Source organism: Saccharothrix sp. NBAS 001 (assembly GCF_056640475.1).
Window position 1 is genome coordinate 7957613 of the sequence record NZ_CM153251.1, and the last position, 18170, is coordinate 7975782.

Sequence of the window (18170 nt, forward strand, 5' to 3'; positions counted from 1 at the left end):
CGGCAGCATGGCCGGGCCGAACTCCCTCCAGGCGGTATCGACCGGTTACCGATGCGTCCGCGCCGTCGATCGCAGGGGCCCGTTGAGCTGGGGGGCGGCGGAGTTGACGGGTGGTAGGTCTTATGCAGAGCACGAGTCGAAACGCGGCGGGGCCCACCGCCGTGGTTGCCGAGGAGGCCCTGGCGTGAGCAGCACACCAGCACGGATCGCGGACACCGGCGACGCACGGGCGCTGTCGTCCATCGCGATCCCGGTTCCGGAACTGCCCGGCTCGGTGGAGGAGTTGGCCGCCGCGGCGGCGGTGCGCCTCGGCTGGCACGGCGTGGTGCTGCCCGAGATGGTGCTGATGGGCCGCAAGGTCATCGTGGTCGCCGAACTGCTCGCCGACGCGCACGCCGAGCGCGTCTGCCTGGGCACGGGCCCCGAGTCCGACCGCACCACGGTGTCCACCTGGGTGTGGCCCGAGATGGACGGCCGGGTGCCACCGGCCGCCGTGCGGATCATCGGCGTGCTCGCGGTGGCCCGCCACTGGCGCACCGCGCTGGCCTCCGCGGTGCCCTTCGCCCGGTTCGGCAACGCGGCGGCCGTGCTGCCCTCCTCGGTCGCGTTCACCCACGACTACCTGGCGAACTGCCTGCCCCGGGTCCGCCGCTACGGCGTCTCGGTGCTGCTGGCCGACGAGGAGTGCGAGCTGTCCACGGACGTGGCCGGCCGCAACGAGACCGTGCCGGTCGAGGACACCGCGACCACCCGTTGGGTGAACGAACTGGTCTACGAGCAGCTGCTGACCACGGCTTCCTGATCTACCGTCGAGGCCATGCGTCTGGTGATCGCGGGTGGCCACGGCAAGATCGCACTGCTGACGACCGGGCTGGTGTCCCGGCGAGGTGATCAGGTGGTTTCGCTGGTGCGGAACCCCTCGCACTTCGACGACGTGCGCGCGGCCGGCGGTGAGCCGGTGCTGTGCGACCTCGAATCGTCCACGTCGGACGAACTCGCCGCCGTGCTGGGCGGCGCGGACGCCGCGTTGTTCGCGGCCGGCGCGGGTCCCGGCAGCGGCGTGGCGCGCAAGGAGACGGTCGACCTCGGGGCGGCGCGGCTGTTCGCGGCCGGCGCCCAGGTGGCCGGGGTGTCCCGGTTCGTGCAGATCAGCACCACCGGCATCGGCCGGGTGACCGGCGACGAGGTGTTCGACGCCTACCTGCGGGCCAAGGGCGCGGCCGAGGACGACCTGCGCGCCCGCCCGCTGGCGTGGACGATCCTGCGGCCCGGTCGGCTGACCGACGACCCCGGCACCGGGCTGGTCGAGGTGTCGGAGAAGCTGCTGCGCGGGGTGGTGCCGCGCGCGGACGTGGCGGCGGTGGTCGCGGAGGTGCTGCGGCGGCCGGAGACCGCCGGCCACGTCTACGAGGTGATCTCCGGGTCGACGCCGGTGGCCGACGCGTTCCCGAGCACCCGGTCCAGGTAGTCGTTGGCGAACTTGCCGGTCGGGTCGAGTTCGGCGCGCAGCCGGGTGAAGTCGGCGAAGCGCGGGTAGACCGGCGCGAGGTCGGCGGCGGCGCGGGTGTGCAGCTTGCCCCAGTGCGGCCGGCCGCCGACCGCGGTCGCGATCTTCTCGAACGCGTCGAAGTACCGCTTGTAGGGCATCCCGACGTACTGGTGCACGGCGATGTACGCGCTGTCGCGGCCGTGCGCGGTGGACAGCCAGATGTCGTCGCCCTGCGCCACCCGCACCTCGACCGGCACGATCACGCCGTGGTCCAGCTTCGCGACCGCCCGCCGCAGCTCGGTGAGCACGGCGTGCAGCTGTTCGCGCGGGACCGCGTACTCGGACTCCACGAACCGGACCCGGCGCGGCGTGACGAACACGCGGTGCGAGACGTCGCGGTACACGCGCTCGGAGATCAGCTTGCCGCACAAGCGGTTCAGGCCGCGCGCGGTGCCGGGGAAGGTCTTGGCGACCCGGCAGACCAGGCCGAACGCGCCGTTCTCCATCAGTTCGTACTCGTAGAACCGCCGGAACTTCGACAGCGGCGCGACGGGCTCGTCCACCCGGTTGTTGCGCTTGACGATCACGTCGTCGCTGTGCGGGAACCAGTGGAACTCGACGTGGTCCTCCACCGAGGTGAGGTGGTCGAACTCCTCCAGGATCGCGTCGAGCCGGCCGGGCGTCTCGCGGGCGTGCAGCACGAACGCGGGCACGCAGCGCAGGGTGATCGTGCTGATCACGCCGAGCGCGCCGAGCCCGACCCGGGCGGCGGCGAACAGGTCGGGGCGCTCGGTGGCCGAGCAGCGCACCCGCTCGCCGTTCGCCAGGACCAGTTCCAGGGCGGTGATCTGGGTGGACAGGCTGCCGAGCTTGGCACCGGTGCCGTGGGTGCCGGTGCTGGTCGCGCCCGCGATGGTCTGCGCGTCGATGTCGCCGAGGTTGGGCATGGCCAGGCCGAGGGCGTCGAGCAGGGCGTTGAGCTGCCGGATCGTGGTGCCCGCGCGGACCGTGACGAGGGTGCCGGAGACGTCGGTGACGCCGGTCCAGCGGTCCAGGTCGAGGGCGGTGCCGGGGGCGACCGCGATGCCGGTGAACGAGTGGCCGCTGCCGCGCGGGCGCAGGCTGGAGGCCGCCGCGACGGCGTCGCTCAGCTCGTCCGCGCTCGCCGGGTGCTCGACGCGGTGCGGGTTCGCGGTCGCGGTGCGCGCCCAGTTCGTCCACGGCGTACCCATGTCACCTCCGGTGTGACTCAATCCACGAACCGTAGGTGAAAACAATTCACCTTTCAAGTACCGTAGGTCCATGCAACCCCGTAGCCGCCTCGACGGCGCGACGAAGGAGTTCGACCCTCCGTTCGCGGTCGCCGACCTGGGCGCGTTCGACCACAACGCGGCCGACGTGGCGCGCCGGGCCGGCGGCAAGCCGGTGCGGGTGGCCAGCAAATCGGTCCGGGTCCGCTGGTTGCTCGAACGAGTGCTCGACCGGCCGGGTTACGCCGGGGTGATGTGCTACTCACTGGCCGAGGCCCTGTGGCTGTCGTCGCTGGACGTCTCCGAGGACCTGCTGGTCGCGTACCCGACGGTCGACCACGGCGCGTTGCGCGAACTCGCCCTGGACGCGACCGCGCGCCGCCGGATCACCCTGGTGGTCGACTCGACCGCCCACCTCGACCTGGTCACCGCCGCGCTCGGGTCCGGCCACCCGGAGATCCGGGTGTGCCTGGAGCTGGACGTGTCGTGGCGACCGGTGCCCGGCCTGCACGTCGGCCCGCGCCGCTCGCCGGTGCACACCGCGCGCGACGCCGGGGCGCTGGCCGGCCGGATCGCCGACCGGCCGGGGTTCCGGCTGGTGGGCGTGATGGCCTACGAGGGGCAGATCGCCGGGCTCGGCGACGCCCCGCCCGGACAGCCGCTGCGCGGGCTCGCGCTGCGGTGGATGCAGAAGCGGTCGGCGGCGGAACTGGTGGACCGGCGCGGCGCGGCCGTGGCGGCGGTGCGCCGGGTCGCGGACCTGGAGTTCGTCAACGGCGGCGGCACCGGGAGCCTGGAGGTGACCGGGGCCGACGAGTCGGTGACCGAACTCGCCGCCGGGTCCGGGCTGATCGGGCCGACCCTGTTCGACGGCTACACCGGCTTCCGGCCTCGGCCCGCCGTGCTGTTCGCGCTGCCCGTGGTGCGCCGGCCGAAGAAGCACGTGGCCACGCTGTTCTCCGGCGGGTACATCGCCTCCGGCACGGCCACCCCCGATCGTCAGCCGACGCCGTACCTGCCGTCCGGGCTCAAGCTGCTGGCGCTGGAGGGCGCGGGCGAGGTGCAGACGCCGGTGGTCGGCCGGGCCGCCGACGAGCTGGTCCTCGGGGACCGGGTGTGGCTGCGGCACGCGAAGGCCGGCGAACCGGCCGAGCGGTTCACGCACTACCACGTCGTGGACGGCGACGTGGTGACCCGGACCGTGCCCACCTACCGGGGCGAACAGCGGTCGTTCGGCTGACCCGGCCGGGCGCGCCGGGGTCAGTCCGGCAGGCGGGTGGACAGGTAGCCGCGGACCAGGGCCTTGGCCTCGTCCAGGATGCGCTGGTCACCGGCCTGGTCGCGGCGGAACGCCAGGTTCAGCACGCCGTCCGCCGCCTCGACCGCGATCGAGATCGGCAGCTGGAGCTCGGCCAGCGGGATGTCGAACTTGGTCGAGATCATCTCCGCGATCCGGTCGGAGATGACGGTGTTGTTGTCCCGCCGGTCGTCCAGCAGGCGCATGTCGACCACGTCGCCGAAGTGCAGCTTGCTGAACGCGGGCACCTCGCGGTGCATCGAGACGTACACGTCGAAGATCGAGTCGACGGCGTCCCACCAGTGCTCCAGCGTGGTCGAGGTGAAGCGGCCGTCCACGGTCTGGATGAACTTCTCCAGGTTGCGCAGGGTGAGCGCCTGCACGACGGCCCGCTTGTCGGGGAAGAACTGGTAGAGCGAGCCGACCGCGACCCCGGCCCGTTCCGCGATGAGCGTGGTTGTCACGCCGTCGTAGCCGACCTCCTCGATGAGCGAGGCACAGGCTTCGAGCATCCGCTCGACGCGCTTGGCGCTGCGCTGTTGCACCGGTTGCCGGCGCAGTGGGGTCGAACTCGTCACGGCGACTCCTGGTCGATGGTGTGCGGGGTTCCATAGTGCCCGGTTGTCGGCTCCCGCACTTCCAGTTGGGCCGCAACACGCCTACGATCCGAATCCATTTCATGTTTGGGAGGCGCGACGTGACCTTGCCCGACGGTTTCCTCTGGGGTGTCTCGACATCGGCGTTCCAGATCGAGGGCGCCCTGCGCGAGGACGGCCGGGTGCCCTCGGTCTGGGACGAGTTCCCGGTGCCGAGCGGCGAGACCGGGGCGGTCGCCTGCGACCACTACCACCGCTACCGCGAGGACATCGCCCTGATGCGCGACCTCGGCGTCGGCGCGTACCGGTTCTCCGTCGCCTGGCCGAGGCTGGCCGACCTCGGCTTCTACGACCGGCTGGTGGACGCCCTGCTCGACGCCGGCATCGCGCCCGTCGCCACCCTCTACCACTGGGACACCCCGCTCACCGTCGAGGACGCCGGCGGCTGGCTCAACCGCGACACCGCGTACCGGTTCGCCGAGTACGCCTCCGCAGTCGGCGACCTGCTCGCGGACCGCGTCGCGATGTGGATCCCGGTCAACGAACCCGCGATGGTCACCCTCCAGGGCTACGCCATCGGCGAACACGCACCCGGCAGGACCCTGCTCTACGACGCGCTGCCGGCCGCCCACCACCTCAACCTCGCCCACGGCCTGGCGGTGCGCGCGCTGCGGGCCAGTGGCGCGCGGGCCGTCGGCACCGCCAACAACCACACGCCCGCGTGGCCCGAGACGCCCGCCGACGCCGAGGCCGCAGCCGCCTATTCGGCCCTGCACAACTGGCTGTTCGCCGACCCGTTGCTCACCGGCAACTACCCGCCGGAGCTGGCCGACCGCTTGCCGCTGCTGGACGGCGATCCGGCGATCACCGCCGAGCCGCTCGACTTCTACGGCGTCAACTACTACAACCCGACCCGGCTGCGCGCGCCGGGCGAGGGCAACCCGCTGCCGTTCGAGCTGGTCGAGATCGACGAGTACCCGAAGACCGGGTTCGGCTGGCCGGTCGTGCCGTCCGGGCTCGGCGAGGTGATCGCCGAGCTGCGCGCGCGGTACCCGGACCTGCCCCCGGTCTACGTGACCGAGAGCGGGTGCAGCTACGCCGAAGTGGACGACCAGGACCGGATCTCCTACCTGGACGGACACATCGCCGCCGCCGAACAGGCCGGTGTGCGGGGGTTCTTCACCTGGTCCCTGATGGACAACTTCGAGTGGGACGCCGGGTACGCGCAGCGCTTCGGACTGGTGCACGTGGACTACGGGACGCAGGAGCGCACGCCCCGCTCGTCGTTCGCCTGGTACCGCGACCGGATCGGCCGATGACCGCCCCCGACGTGACGCCCGACCGGGCGGACCCGCTCGGCGAACCGGTCGTCCCGGTCCGCCGGTCGTGGATGGTGCTGCTGTTCCTGGCCAACCTCGGGCTGTGGCTGGGCATCTACGCGCCCATCCAGGTGCTGCTGCCGCAGCAGGCCGAACTGCTCGCGGGCACGTCCAAGGAGACGGTGTTCGGGCTGGTCATGGGCGTCGGCGCGCTGGTCGCGCTGGTGGTGAACCCGCTGGTCGGGCTGTCCTCGGACCGCACCACCGCGCGGTGGGGCAGGCGGCACCCGTGGACGCTGGGCGGCGCGCTGGTCGGCGCGCTCGGCCTGGCCGTGCTGTCCACCGCGTCCTCGGTGGCGGTGCTGGTGGTCGGCTGGTGCCTGGTGCAGGCCGGGTTGAACGGGATGCTGGCCGCGCTGACCTCCGCCGTGCCCGACCGGGTGCCGGTGCGGCAGCGGGCCAAGGTCGGCGGCCTGGTCGGCATCAGCCAGATGCTCGGCACGGTGCTCGGCGCGATCGTGGTCACCGTCCTGGTCAGCGGTCTGACCAGCGGCTACCTGGCGTGCGCGGCCGTCGTCGTGGTGGGCGCGCTGGTGTTCGTGCTGCGCACGCCCGACGCGCGGCTGACCGAGCGGCCCGCGCTGCGGTGGCGCGAGCTGTGGGTCTCGCCGCGCCGGCACCCGGACTTCGCGTGGGCCTGGGGCTGCCACTTCATGATCAACCTGGGCAACGCGTTCGGCACCCTCTACCTGCTGTACTTCCTCGGCGACGAGGTGCACCACCCCTCGCCCGAGGACGGCCTGCTGGTGCTGATGCTGCTCTACGGCGTGGCGCTGGCCGGCGGCGCGTTCTGGTTCGGGGCCTGGTCGGACCGCAACGGGCGGCGCAAACCGTTCGTGCTCGCCGCCGCCGGCGTGATGGCGGTGGCCGCGCTGCTGCTCGCGGTGTGGCCGACCTGGCCGGCCGCGCTGATCGCCGCCCCGCTGCTGGGCGTCGGGTTCGGCGGGTACTGGGCGGTGGCGCTCGCGCTGCTCACCCAGGTGCTGCCCGCGGCTTCCGACCGGGCCAAGGACCTCGGCGTGGTGAACATCGCCAACTCGCTGCCGCAGGTCGTCGCGCCGCTGCTGACGTCGTTCGTGCTGGCCGGGCTGGGCGGCTACCGGGGCCTGTTCCTGGTGTCCGCACTGGCCACACTGTGTGCGGCCGGGCTCGTCGTCCGGGTCCGGTCCGTCGCTTAGGAGGATTTGTGCTGGTGCGGGATCGGATCGTCGTGGTCACCGGGGCGTCGCAGGGCATCGGCGCCGCCGCCGCCGAGGTGTTCGCCCGGCGGGGAGCGGTCGTCGTCCTGGTGGCCCGGGGCGCGCGAGCGCTCGACGCGGTCGTCGGGAGGATCTCCGGGTTCGGCGGGCGGGCGGTCGCCATCCCCGCCGACCTCGCCGACGGCGACCGGGTCCGCGCGCTGGCCCGGGAGGTCGTGGCCGCGCACGGCGTGCCGGACGTGCTGGTCAACAACGCGGGCGCGGGGCGGTGGCTGTTCCTGGACGAGACGCCGCCCGCCGAACTCGACGCGATGACCGCCCTGCCGTTCACCGCGGCGATGCACCTGACCAGGGAGTTCCTGCCGGGGATGCGCGAGCGCGGCAGCGGCCGGATCGTCAACGTGAACTCGCCGGTGTCGCGGCTGCCGTGGCCCGGCGCGACCGGCTACGCCGCGTCCCGGTACGCGCTGCGCGGGCTGACCGCCGCCCTGCGGCTGGACCTGAAGGGGACCGGCGTCGGCGTGAGCGAGGTCGTGCCCGGCAAGGTGAGCAGCCGGTACTTCGCCAACAACCCCGGTGCCGAGGACCGCATCCCGACCATCGCCCGGCTCATCCCGACCGTGACACCGCAGCGGGTGGCGGTGGAGATCCTCCGGGTGGTGGAACGCGACCGCGCCGAACGGGTGTTCCCGTGGCAGCTCAAGGCGTTCGAGCTGGCCGGCCGGCTGCTGCCCGGCCTGACCGGCCACCTCACCTGGCTCACCGGCACCCGGCGCTGAGCGTGGAACCGGCCCCGATTGTCTGCGCGGGAGGGGCAGACAATCGGGGCCGACGTGGTGCCCGCGGACCAGTGCCGGTCGGGGAGGGAGGTGCACAACACCGGCCCGCGGATGCTTTGTGGAGTTGTCGGTCGGGAAGTTCTGGCCGGCCGGCGGTCCGTTCGTCGCGGTCGGGGGTTCGCACGTCCCGGACCGCCGGCCAGTAGGCGGGTGCTCGACCGTGTCGCGTCGGGGGAACGACAGGTCGGGGCCGCCCGTTCAGTGGGCTCGGGCCACCGCCGCACGTCGCGACCGGGTGACCGGAGGGGTCACCGGCGCGGAGCGCAGGTGCCGAGCGGGACGCGGGGCCAGACCGCCCGCGACCAGGTGTTCGTACGCCGCCCGCCACACCGAGCACGGGCTCTTCTGCTGCCGCCACCGCCCGGAGCACTCCGGGCAGTTGCCCTTCTCGTCGGGTTCGTGCGAGGCCAGCAGCGCCCGCCACCCCTCGGTCAGCCGGGGCAGCTCGGACCTGGCCACCGAGAGCAGGGACGGGGCGTCGGCCTCGTTGGCCAGCTCGTTGAGCAGGTCCAGCCGCTCCCACACCGCGTTGCGAAGAACTTGTCCGAGGATCTCGTCCACCGAAACGTCACCGTCACCTTTCCGCCTGCTCGGCGGCTTCGCGTAGCGCGGCCCTGAGCTGCACGAGCTGGTCGGCCGAGAGCACCGCGGTCTCACCCGGCGGGCCGACCAGGACCACGCGGCCCTGGTCGACCAGCACGGTGAGGCAGCGCTCCCGGTCCACCACGTCACTGCAACGAATCCGCCACCAGCGACGCTGCCCGGTCGAGCCGCGCCATCCGGAGTCGAGGTCGGTCGACTCCGGGACAGTCAGGGAAGCCGGAGAAGCAGCCGTGGCGACGGCGCGCGCTGCCGACCCACCTGAGGTGGTCACCGCCCGCTCGATCAGGTCCACAGCCGAGTTCCTCTCCGTGCTCACTCGCTTACCGGAACCTAGATTGCGATGATTCAACCCGGATCGGGACGTCATAGCGCTGGCCGGTGGTCGTTCCACGGTAAGCGGTCAGTGGAGTTCGGCAGGGCCGATCAGCCTCGCCGATCGGTACTTCCTGCACTTGGGGGAGTGCCCCTACTCTGCCGGTGACGCCCAAAGGACTGTGAGGGGGCGCAATTGAACACCATCGGTTCGCAAAGCTCTCCTGTTACTCCGGATGTCTGGGACCAGCAGGAGATGCGGGACGCGCTGGCCAGACGAGAGATCAGCTCGGTGTACCGGCTGCTCCGACGGCACGGCGTGTCCCAGCGCCAGATCGCGGCGCTGACGGGCCAGTCGCAGTCCGAAGTCTCGGAGATCTTGAAGGGGCGTCAGGTCATGGCCTACGACGTCCTCGCCAGGATCGCCCAGGGCTTGGGTGTCCCCAGGGGATACATGGGCCTCGCCTACGACGAGGCCACGGCAGTGCGGGTGGCCGCGACCGCGGAGGCACCCCAGTCTGAGGAGGACGAGTCGGTGAAGCGAAGGAAGTTCCTCGCGCACGCCGCCGCCATCACCGTGGGTGCGGCCGTGTTCGGCACGGACTCCGGGTCTTGGGCATCGTCGCCCGCGCAGACACCGGCCCCCGGACGGATCGGCATGACCGACGTCCGACAGGTCGAAGCGGCCACGAGGGCGCTGCGCACGCTGGACTACCAGTACGGCGGCGGCTCGTGCCGCGACGCCGTCGTCGCGCAGCTGTCGTGGGGGCAGCAGATGCTCGGCGCGAACGCGACCGACCTGGTCAAGGAGCGGCTCTACGTCGCCCTGGCCGACCTGCACAACCTGGCCGGCTGGACCTCGTTCGACACCGGCCTGTACGACTCCGCGCGCAACCACTTCGGCCAGGCCCTCGGGCTCGCGAAGCAGGGCCGCAAGGAGGAGTTGGTCGCGAACATCCTGTACCGGATGGGCCGCGTCTACCTGCACCAGAACGCGCCCGACGACGCGCTGAAGGTGTTCCAGCTCGGCCAGCTGGCCGCGCAGAACTCCGGCTCCGAACTCGCGGTCGGCATCCTGTGCGCCAACGAGGCGTGGGCCTACGCGAAGATGGGTTCCGACGACCAGGCGCTCAAGCTGCTGGGCCGGGCGCGCGACGAGTTCGCCCGCGCCAACATCGGCGAAGCGCCCGCGTGGGCGAAGTTCTTCGACTCCAACGACCTGTCCGCGATGATCGGCACGGTGCACACGGAGCTGGCGCTCACCGTGGACGCGAAGAAGTACACCCGCATCGCGATCCCGGCGCTGTCCAAGGCCATCAACGGGTTCGGCGAGGACATGAGCCGCAGCCGGTCGTTCAACCTGACCGCGCTGTCGATCAACCACCTGCTGGAAGGCGACATCGACCACGGCGCGCGGATCGGCAAGCAGGCCATCGACCTGTCCGAGGGGCTGAAGTCGGTGCGCACCAAGGACCGCATGGTCCCGTTGCAGGTCGAGGCGGAGAAGCGCCGGAACAACCCGGACGCACGTGAACTGGCCGACCGGGTCGCCAAGTTCACCGGCACGGACAGCGCGGCCTGATCCTGGGCGTCGCGCTGGATGGCAGGTTCACCCCCGCCACGCTGACCGCCGTGTTGGAGCGGATCTGCGCCGACCTCGGGTTGGCGCACCGCGACGCGCGGCTGGTGAAGTTCACCTCCAACGCCGTGTTCGACCTCCCCGCCGACCGGGTCGTGGTCCGGATCGTCGGGTCGATGGCCCTGCGGCACCGGGCCGCGAAGGTCGTCCGGGTGGCCCGCTGGCTGGCCGCGCACGACGTGCCCGCGGTGCGGCTGGTCGAGGAGTTCCCGCAGCCCCTCGCCATCGGCGAGCACCAGGCGACGATCTGGCACACCGTGCCCTCCTCCGGTCCGCCGGTCGACGGCCGTGACCTGGGGAACCTGCTGCGCCGGCTGCACTCGCTGCCCGCGCCGCCGTTCGAGCTGCCGCGCTGGTCGCCGCTGGACGACGTGCGCCGGCGGATCGCCGACGCCGAGGAGCTGTCCGCGGCGGACCGCGCGTTCCTGGAGGACCGGGTGGCCGAGGCCGAGGCGCGGCTGGCCGGCCTGTCGACCGCGCTGCCGGAGGGCGTGGTGCACGGCGACGCGCACCCGGGCAACCTCATCCCGAGCCCCGCCGGGCCGGTGATCTGCGATTTCGACTCGACCAGCATCGGGCCCCGGGAGTGGGACCTGAGCACGCTGCCGGTCGGCGTGGCCCGGTTCGGCCACCCCGCGCGGTGGTACCGGCAGCTGGCCGGGGTGTACGGCTTCGACGTGACCCGGTGGCCGGGTTTCCCGGTGCTGCGCGACGTGCGCGAACTCAAGCTGACCACCAGCGTGCTGCCGATCCTGCGAAGTCACCCGGACGTGCGGGACGAGCTGCGCCGACGCCTCCGGGCGCTGCGCGCCGGCGATACCACGACCCCGTGGTCGCCCTACCGTTGAACTCGCGCACGTGGGGGAACGAACCGGTAACACCCGGGCCGCCGATTCCGACTCACGCAGCGACGGGGGCTGCGTGACTGCGGTGAGGTGCACGTGATCGGACAGTTGGTGGGTGCTCGGCGCAGGCGCACGAAGCGCGCGCTGGAGGCGGCGCGGATGCTGGACGAGGTCGTGGACACCCAGCTGCCGCTGCTCGCGTCGTTCGACGAGGACCGCCGTCGCCGCTCCGCCGACTACCTGGCCGAACTGGTCAAGCTCGCCCAGGACTACCGCTACTTCGCGCACGGCTGGATCGACGCGAAGGAACTCGACCGGCGCGGCCACCAGGCCATGGCGACGTTGGGCAAGCTGCGCGAGGACCCTACAGCGCGACTGATCACCGACTAGCCCGCTCGGCGCAGCTCACCGCACCGAACGGTCCACTCACCGCACAGAGCCCCATGCCCGCGTGGCGTAGCCGGCGAAGTCGACTGCGGGCCGGCCGGTCACCTCGGGCACGACCTCGGTCGCCCCGGCGGGGCGCAGCCGGGCGTAGGCCTCGATCTCGGCCTCGGTCCGCTCGGCGGGCATCCCGAGCCGCTCCTGCTGGGCGCGGTAGCCCTCCGGGGTGCCGTCGAAGGCGAGGTCGCGGCCGGTGGCCGCGCCGATCAGCGCGAACGCCTCGGCGAAGGGCAGCGCACGCGGACCGGTCACCTCGTAGGTGCGGCCTTCGTGGCCGGGGGTCGTGAGCGCGGTGGCGGCGACGGCCGCGATGTCGCCCGCGTCCACGAACGCCTGAGGGGTGTCGCCGAGCGGGACGGCGAGCCGCCCGGCGTCGACCGCCGGGCGGAAGAAGCCCTCGTCGAAGTTCTGGTCGAACCAGTCCGCGCGCAGGATCGTCGCGTCGGCGGCGCAGGCGCGCAGGTCCCGCTCGGCGGCGAGCAGCCGTTGGTCGCGCATCTCCTCGATGCCCCGGCTGGAGAGCAGCACCACCCGGCGGACGCCCTGCCCGACGGCTTCCCCCAGGAACTCGGGGTCGACCGGGAGTTCGTGCGGGGCCATCAGGTAGAGGCCGTGCGCGCCGGCCAGCGCCGGGCGCCACGTGTCGCGGTCGGTCCAGTCGAACCGGACGTCGCCGTGCCGCGACGCCCTGCGGACGGGGTGCCCGGTGGCGGTGAGCCGGGCGGCCACCCGCCGGCCGGTCGACCCGGTGGCCCCCAGTACCAGGATGAGTCGGTCCATGCTTCGAGTAGACCAGGGGAGTACGACATTTTTGCGGCGGCGATGGCGGCCCGGTCGGCTATGCATCAGGCCGAGAGGGGAGGCGGTCATCGTCGGGTTGGAGAGCGCCGCGCTGAAGCTGGGCGGCACGATCGCGTCGGCGGGCGCGAAGTCCTGGCTGCGCCGGCGCAAGGCGGCGTTCGAGCGGTCGGCGAGCCTGGCCGAGCTGGCGCAGGCCGAGCTGAAGGGCCCGTTGCGGCAGCGCAAGCTGGAGAACCTGGTCGGCCGGATCGGGCAGCAGGTGGCCGAGCAGCTGGTCCCGGTGCTGTCGGGCCGGTTCGCCGACGTGCCCGAGGCCGAGGCCGAGGCGGCGGTGCTGGGCGTGGCCGACGTGCTGGCGGACGTGGACCTGTCCGACGAGGCCCTGCTGGCGGCCGACGCCGACGCCGAGGTGCTGGCCAAGCGCGTGCGCGCGCAGTTCCCGCGCCGGGCCGCGCTGCTCACGCCGCGCGCCGAGGAGCTGCACGAACTCGCGCTGGACCTGGCGTGCCGGCACCTGGTGCAGGTGGTCCGCCACCTGCCGTCGTTCCAGCCGGCGGCGCTGGCCGAGGTGCTGGGCAGGCTCACCGCCCAGGCCGACCAGCTGGAGAACCTGCTCGCCCGCACCCCGACCACCAGCCTCTACGCCCCGGCCGGCACGGACGACGACGAGGCGTTCCGGGTCGAGTACCTGGCCAGGCTGGCCACCACCCTGGACCGGTTGGAGCTGCTGGGGCTGCCCGGCGACGAGCAGCCGACGCTGGCGCTGACCGTCGCGTACCTGAGCCTGAGCGTGTCGGGTTCGCCCGGTCCGGCCAGGGCGCGGCGCGACCGGGTGCGGTCGGAGAACTGGTTCGACCCGTTGGCCAGGAACGAGACCCGGGACGCGGAGGGCGTGCCGGTCGAGGCGGCGATCGGCGACAACCCCCGGGTGCTGCTGCGCGGGGACGCCGGTTCCGGCAAGACGACCCTGTTGAACTGGCTCGCGGTGCGGGCGGCGCTGGGCGAGCTGTCCGACGTGCCGGCCGGGTGGCACGACCGGGTGCCGTTCGTGGTGCGGCTGCGCACGTTCGCGGAGGGCGACCTGCCCAACCCGCAGGACTTCGTCGCGCAGTGCACCCCGATGATCGCGCAGGTCATGCCGGTCGGGTGGGTGCACCGGCTGCTGGCCGGCGGCCGGGCGATGCTCCTGGTCGACGGCGTGGACGAGGTGCCGGCCGCGCGGCGGCGCGAGGTGCGGGTGTGGCTGCGCGACCTGCTCTCGACGTTCCCGGACACCTACGTGGTCGTCACGGCGCGGACGGCGGCGGCGGACAGCCGGTGGCTGGCGGCCGAGGAGTTCCGGGCGGTGACGCTGGAGCCGATGAACCCGGCGAACGTCCTGGACTTCGTCCGGCGCTGGCACCAGGCGGCGGAGCTGTCCGGCGCGGAGGTCGGCGACGCCGAACACCGCTTGCGCGCCCAACTCGAACGCCCGCACCTGCGCCAGTTGGCGGCGAGCCCGCTGCTGTGCGCGATGTTGTGCGCCCTGAACCTCTCGCACCGCTCGGAATTGCCGCGAAACCGGATGGACCTGTACGCCAAGGCGTTGGCGATGTTGCTGCACCTGCGTGACGCGGAGCGCGGCATCCCGGGATTGCTGGGGGACACCGAGAAACGGGTACTGCTGCGCGACCTGGCCTGGCGTCTCACGCTGGCCAACAAGGTGGAGTTGTCGACCGCGGACGCCTTGGCGCACATCGAGCGCAAACTGCCCGGAATGCCCAACGTCGCCGCCGAGCCCGAACCCGTCTTCAACCACCTCCTGGAACGCAGCGGCGTGCTGCGGGAGCCCGTTCCGGGGAAGGTCGACTTCGTCCACCGGACTTTCCTGGAATACCTGGCCGCCGACGAGGCGATCCAACAGCACCACGTGGCCACGTTGGTCTCGCACGCCCACCTCGACACCTGGTGGGAAACGGTGGTGATGGCGTGCGGCCACGCGACGACCACGCAGACCAGCGCCCTGCTGACCGGCATCGTCGACCGCGGCGAGCAGGAGCCCGCGAAGGCCCGGCACTTCCGCCTCCTGGCCACCGCCTGCCTGGAGACCGTGCGGGACATCGCGCCCGAGGTGAGCGCCCGGATCGACGCCTTGGCGCAGGACAAGCTCTTCCCACCGCGCAGCCTGACCGAGACGAGGTCGCTGGCCTCGATCGGCCACCGCGTGCTGCGCTACCTGCCGACCGACCTGGACGAGCTGTCCACGGCGGGTGCCGTCGCGGTCGTCCGGTCCGCCGCGCTCACCGGGACGGCCGAAGCGCTGCCGCTGCTCGCCGGCTACGCCCGCGACCACCGGGGCGAGGTGCACGAGGAGCTGATCCGGTCGTGGCACTACTTCGACCCGGAGCGCTTCGCCGACGTCGTCCTGGCGGACTCCCTGCTCGACGGCGGCAAGTTGGAGATCAACTCCCGGAAGCTGATCCCCTACGTCCGGCGGCTGTCCGGGTTGACCACCCTGGGGATCCGCCTCGACCACCGCGAGGTGGTCGAGGACCTGGCCGTCTTCGCCGACCTCCCCGAGCTGGTGTCGCTGGCGGTCGAGGTCGACCCGGGCAAGTCCCACGACCTGCGCGCGCTCGGCGCGAGTCGGCGCCTGTCCTACCTCCGGCTACGGGGTCTGGACACTACCGAGGACCTGTCGCCCCTGGCCGACCTGCCGGCCCTGGAGTACTGCCTGATCGGCGGCTACGCGGACGCGCGCCTGTCCGCGTTGGACCGCTTGGACAGCGTGCGGTCGTTGAGCCTGAGCCACCCGGTCGACGGGGCGGCGCCGGTCAACGCGGTGCGCGTCTTCGGCCGGATCGAGTCCCTGCACCTGTCGGACTTCAGCGATGTCGACCTGGGTGTGCTGCCGTTGTCGTTGATCAGTTTGTCGCTGACGTACATGCGCGTGCGCAGTGTCGCCCCGCTCGCCCGGCTCACCGGGCTGAAAGTCCTCGAAATGCGCGGCATCCGCGGTTTCGACGGCGACTTCGGTCCACTGTCGGCCCTCGACCTCAGCCACCTGGTGATCCCTCATGGAACCGCCTACACGGGGCTGGAAAAGCTCTCGGCGGCCATTTTCCACGCCTAGGCGACGGGGGCGCGGGAAAGCACGACCGCCAAGCCGAAGGCGATGCCCATCACGGCCAGTTCGAACGCCGCCCAGCCCACGATCGCCGTCGTCTTGTGCTGCGCGATGTGCGGCAGCATCCGCCACCGGATGTTGGCACCCAGCACCGCGAGCACCGCCGCGCACACGATCTTGCCGACCAGGATCAGCCCGTACGACGTGGTGAACAACGAGCCCGGCAACGTGATCACCGGGTTCAGCGCCAGTTCCAGCAAGCCGTTGAACAACCCCGTCACCGACACCACGACCAGGCTCACCGTGGCCAGTTTCGAGAACTTCGGCAGCGCGTCGGCCAGCAGCCCCCGGCGGTGCGCCACCAGCACGATCAGCGCGCCCAGCCCGCCGGTCCACGCCGCCGCGCCCAGCACGTGCAACTCCATCGAGATCATGGAGTAGTCGTGGTACTTCCAGTTCGACGCGTGCCCGGTCACCGGCAGCGGCAGCAGCCCGAACATCGACACCAGGATCCGCAGCTCGGCGGGCACCGATTCGCCCTTGCGCACCGCCAGGACGCCGATCCACAGGTAGATCAACGCGCACACCGCGCTGAACAGCAACCCCTGCCCCGCGCCGACCCGCTGCACGTAGTCGACCACCGACGCCATGGTCACCGGCACGTCCGGCCGGGTCTCGTAGGCCCGGATGACGATGGACAGCAACGCCGTGAAGACCCACACCGCGGCTGCGACGACGGCGCCCGGACGGGCGACGCGCAGCACCGGCTCGGTCAGCGCGGGCCGGGAGAACCCGAGCAGCTTCGGCAGCAGGCTCAACCCGACGACCACCGTGGCCGACAGGTCCAGCAACGTCCTGACCAGCGGTTGGGCGAACTGGACCACCACCCCCGGCTCGGCGATGCCGACGTCCACCGGGGTCGTCGACAGGCCGAGGCCCAGGAACGCGCCGACGGCTCCGCCGCCGAGCAGGCCGCCCAGTACCCAGTACCGGTTGGCGGGGGTGGTGGTCCGGTTCGTCGTCATCGCCGCGTGGACTCCCCGGGACCGGTGCCCGAGCCGCCGCGCAGGGCGAAGAACACGCCCCCGCCGAGCAGCACCACGGCACCCGCGATCCACGCCCAGATGGGCACGCCGCCCTGGTCCGAGGAGGACGAGGACGTGGCCGCCTGCGCCGTCTCGGTCGCCGCGTTCGGGGTGCCGTTGCCGGCCTTGGTGGTGGAGAACTTCAGGTTCCCGGTCACCGGGTGCCCGTCCGCGGACAGGATCCGGTAGCCCACCTGGTACTCGGCGGCGGGGCCGAGCGGCCGCACCTTGAAGATCACCGAGTTGTTCCGGATGACGGGTTCGCCGCCGTCCTCCCACCGGTTGCCGTCCGGGCCCTTGACGGTGATGGTGTTGAACTTGTCACCGCCCTGCACCGGCTGGTCGAACACCAGGGTGATCTCCGCCGGTCCGGCCTCCAACGCCTGGCCGTCCTTCGGGTCGCTGCCGACCAGCACGTTGTGCGCGAACGCGGTGCCGGTGCCGAGCAGCGCCAGACCGCCCGCGAGGAACGCGGCCAGCGTCAGTGAGAGCGCGCGCCTCATGCGTTCGGCTTGCCCGCGCGGCGCGACCGCAGCACGGCCCCGGTCCCGAAGCCCAGCCCGAGCGCGCCCACGACCAGGCCCGCGCCGCCCAGCCAGCGGGCGGTGTTGTCCTGGCCGGCCGCCGGGGCGGCGTGGTCGTCGGTCTTGGCCGAGGCGTTGCCGGCGTCGCCGTGGTGGTCCGCGCCCTCGGTCTTCTTGACCAGGTTCAGCACCGGCGCGGGCTTCTCCGGCTCCTCGGCGCCCTCGGCGGGCGGCGGGGCGTTCCAGTCCACGACCTCGCCGTTGTCGTAGGTCTGCTTGGTCGGCAGGAGCAGCTTGTCGGTGTTGTCCGGCAGCGGGCCGACCGACAGGTCGAACTCGTTGAACTGGCCCGGCTCGATCCGGACGCCCGGGTCGGCGGTCCACACCACCGAGCGGACCGCCTCGGTGACCTCGCGGCCGTGGACCTGCACCGGCTTGTCGAGCTTGCCCTTGACCGCCTCGACCTTCCAGCCGGCGGTGGGCTTGGTGCTGACCGACGCCAGCGGGTACTCGGCGGGCAGCGTGAGTTCGAGCTTCACGGTGCCGTTGTTCGGGCGCTCGTTGGGCACCCGGATGGTGACCTTGGTGTAGCCGCCCTGGACGGCGTCCTTCGGGGTGGACGCGGTCACGTGCGCCGAGGCCAGGCCCGCCGTGCCCAGCGCGAGGAAGGCCGCCGCGGCCAGCACGGCACCGCCCTTGGCGAACGTGCGCACGCCAAAACGATTTGTCGACATGGAGTTGTCTCTCCTGATTGACCAGAGG

Annotated in this window: 18 protein-coding genes; 10 read left to right on the plus strand and 8 right to left on the minus strand. The window is 72.3% G+C overall.

Annotated features, from left to right (window positions below; genetic code table 11):
• Positions 1-184 precede the first annotated feature (184 nt).
• Together AC0HI0_RS34985 and AC0HI0_RS34990 are read left to right on the plus strand one after the other, a co-directional pair.
• The gene (locus AC0HI0_RS34985; RefSeq protein WP_480927749.1) at positions 185-802 is read left to right on the plus strand and encodes a hypothetical protein; all 618 of its coding nucleotides are present in this window, start codon (positions 185-187) and stop codon (positions 800-802) included.
• A 15-nt stretch (positions 803-817) separates the two neighbouring features.
• Positions 818-1468, plus strand: coding sequence for an NAD(P)H-binding protein (locus tag AC0HI0_RS34990; protein WP_480927750.1), 651 nt, complete (start codon positions 818-820; stop codon positions 1466-1468).
• Here AC0HI0_RS34990 and AC0HI0_RS34995 read toward each other — a convergent pair.
• Positions 1405-2721: a D-arabinono-1,4-lactone oxidase gene (locus AC0HI0_RS34995; RefSeq protein WP_480927751.1), complete on the minus strand. Its 1317-nt coding sequence runs from the start codon at positions 2719-2721 to the stop codon at positions 1405-1407. The genes AC0HI0_RS34990 and AC0HI0_RS34995 overlap by 64 nt on opposite strands.
• Before the next feature lie 70 nt (positions 2722-2791).
• Here AC0HI0_RS34995 and AC0HI0_RS35000 point away from each other — a divergent pair, with 70 nt between their 5' ends.
• Positions 2792-3979: an amino acid deaminase/aldolase gene (locus AC0HI0_RS35000; protein ID WP_480927752.1), complete on the plus strand. Its 1188-nt coding sequence runs from the start codon at positions 2792-2794 to the stop codon at positions 3977-3979.
• 20 nt (positions 3980-3999) lie between these two features.
• Here the strand turns inward: AC0HI0_RS35000 and AC0HI0_RS35005 are convergent, their stop codons facing one another.
• Complete coding sequence (locus AC0HI0_RS35005; RefSeq protein WP_480927753.1) at positions 4000-4614, minus strand: TetR/AcrR family transcriptional regulator; 615 nt, start codon at positions 4612-4614, stop codon at positions 4000-4002.
• Positions 4615-4715: 101 nt separating this feature from the next.
• Between AC0HI0_RS35005 and AC0HI0_RS35010 the strand changes: the two genes are divergently transcribed.
• The 3 genes from AC0HI0_RS35010 to AC0HI0_RS35020 are packed head-to-tail and all read left to right on the plus strand — an operon-like array spanning position 4716 to position 7989.
• Positions 4716-5951 (plus strand): glycoside hydrolase family 1 protein, encoded by a 1236-nt coding sequence (locus AC0HI0_RS35010; protein ID WP_480927754.1) that lies wholly within the window; start codon positions 4716-4718, stop codon positions 5949-5951.
• The gene (locus tag AC0HI0_RS35015; protein WP_480927755.1) at positions 5948-7189 is read left to right on the plus strand and encodes an MFS transporter; all 1242 of its coding nucleotides are present in this window, start codon (positions 5948-5950) and stop codon (positions 7187-7189) included. Before AC0HI0_RS35010 ends, AC0HI0_RS35015 begins: the two co-directional genes overlap by 4 nt.
• An 8-nt stretch (positions 7190-7197) precedes the next feature.
• Positions 7198-7989: an SDR family NAD(P)-dependent oxidoreductase gene (locus AC0HI0_RS35020; protein ID WP_480927756.1), complete on the plus strand. Its 792-nt coding sequence runs from the start codon at positions 7198-7200 to the stop codon at positions 7987-7989.
• A gap of 258 nt (positions 7990-8247) precedes the next feature.
• On the opposite strand, the gene AC0HI0_RS35025 is transcribed toward AC0HI0_RS35020, so the two are convergent.
• Together AC0HI0_RS35025 and AC0HI0_RS35030 are read right to left on the minus strand one after the other, a co-directional pair.
• Positions 8248-8610 carry a hypothetical protein gene (locus tag AC0HI0_RS35025; RefSeq protein WP_041311488.1) on the minus strand — a complete coding sequence of 121 codons (363 nt, stop codon included), beginning with the start codon at positions 8608-8610 and terminating at the stop codon, positions 8248-8250.
• A 13-nt stretch (positions 8611-8623) separates the two neighbouring features.
• On the minus strand, positions 8624-8968 hold the full coding sequence (locus AC0HI0_RS35030; RefSeq protein ID WP_480927757.1) for a hypothetical protein: 345 nt from the start codon (positions 8966-8968) through the stop codon (positions 8624-8626).
• Positions 8969-9220: 252 nt separating this feature from the next.
• Between AC0HI0_RS35030 and AC0HI0_RS35035 the strand changes: the two genes are divergently transcribed.
• From AC0HI0_RS35035 to AC0HI0_RS35045, 3 genes are all read left to right on the plus strand, one after another.
• Entirely contained in the window at positions 9221-10546 is a 1326-nt protein-coding gene (locus tag AC0HI0_RS35035; protein ID WP_480927758.1) for an NsdA family TPR-like regulatory protein, read from the plus strand.
• 14 nt (positions 10547-10560) lie between these two features.
• Positions 10561-11451: an aminoglycoside phosphotransferase family protein gene (locus tag AC0HI0_RS35040; RefSeq protein ID WP_480934456.1), complete on the plus strand. Its 891-nt coding sequence runs from the start codon at positions 10561-10563 to the stop codon at positions 11449-11451.
• 93 nt (positions 11452-11544) lie between these two features.
• The gene (locus AC0HI0_RS35045; RefSeq protein WP_480927759.1) at positions 11545-11838 is read left to right on the plus strand and encodes a hypothetical protein; all 294 of its coding nucleotides are present in this window, start codon (positions 11545-11547) and stop codon (positions 11836-11838) included.
• A gap of 36 nt (positions 11839-11874) precedes the next feature.
• On the opposite strand, the gene AC0HI0_RS35050 is transcribed toward AC0HI0_RS35045, so the two are convergent.
• Positions 11875-12672: an SDR family oxidoreductase gene (locus tag AC0HI0_RS35050; RefSeq protein WP_480927760.1), complete on the minus strand. Its 798-nt coding sequence runs from the start codon at positions 12670-12672 to the stop codon at positions 11875-11877.
• A gap of 97 nt (positions 12673-12769) precedes the next feature.
• On the opposite strand from AC0HI0_RS35050, the gene AC0HI0_RS35055 reads away from it, so the two are divergent.
• Complete coding sequence (locus AC0HI0_RS35055; RefSeq protein WP_480927761.1) at positions 12770-15805, plus strand: NACHT domain-containing protein; 3036 nt, start codon at positions 12770-12772, stop codon at positions 15803-15805.
• Here AC0HI0_RS35055 and AC0HI0_RS35060 read toward each other — a convergent pair.
• Genes AC0HI0_RS35060 through AC0HI0_RS35070 form a run of 3 tightly spaced genes read right to left on the minus strand, consistent with a single transcriptional unit; the run spans position 15802 to position 18142 of the window.
• A complete protein-coding gene (locus tag AC0HI0_RS35060) occupies positions 15802-16824 on the minus strand; it encodes a copper resistance D family protein (RefSeq protein ID WP_480927762.1) in 1023 nt (340 codons plus the stop codon). The two genes, AC0HI0_RS35055 and AC0HI0_RS35060, sit on opposite strands and share 4 nt — an antisense overlap.
• Positions 16821-17387, minus strand: coding sequence for a copper resistance CopC family protein (locus AC0HI0_RS35065; RefSeq protein WP_480927763.1), 567 nt, complete (start codon positions 17385-17387; stop codon positions 16821-16823). Before AC0HI0_RS35065 ends, AC0HI0_RS35060 begins: the two co-directional genes overlap by 4 nt.
• The gene (locus AC0HI0_RS35070) at positions 17384-18142 is read right to left on the minus strand and encodes a YcnI family copper-binding membrane protein (protein WP_480927764.1); all 759 of its coding nucleotides are present in this window, start codon (positions 18140-18142) and stop codon (positions 17384-17386) included. Before AC0HI0_RS35070 ends, AC0HI0_RS35065 begins: the two co-directional genes overlap by 4 nt.
• Positions 18143-18170 lie beyond the last annotated feature (28 nt).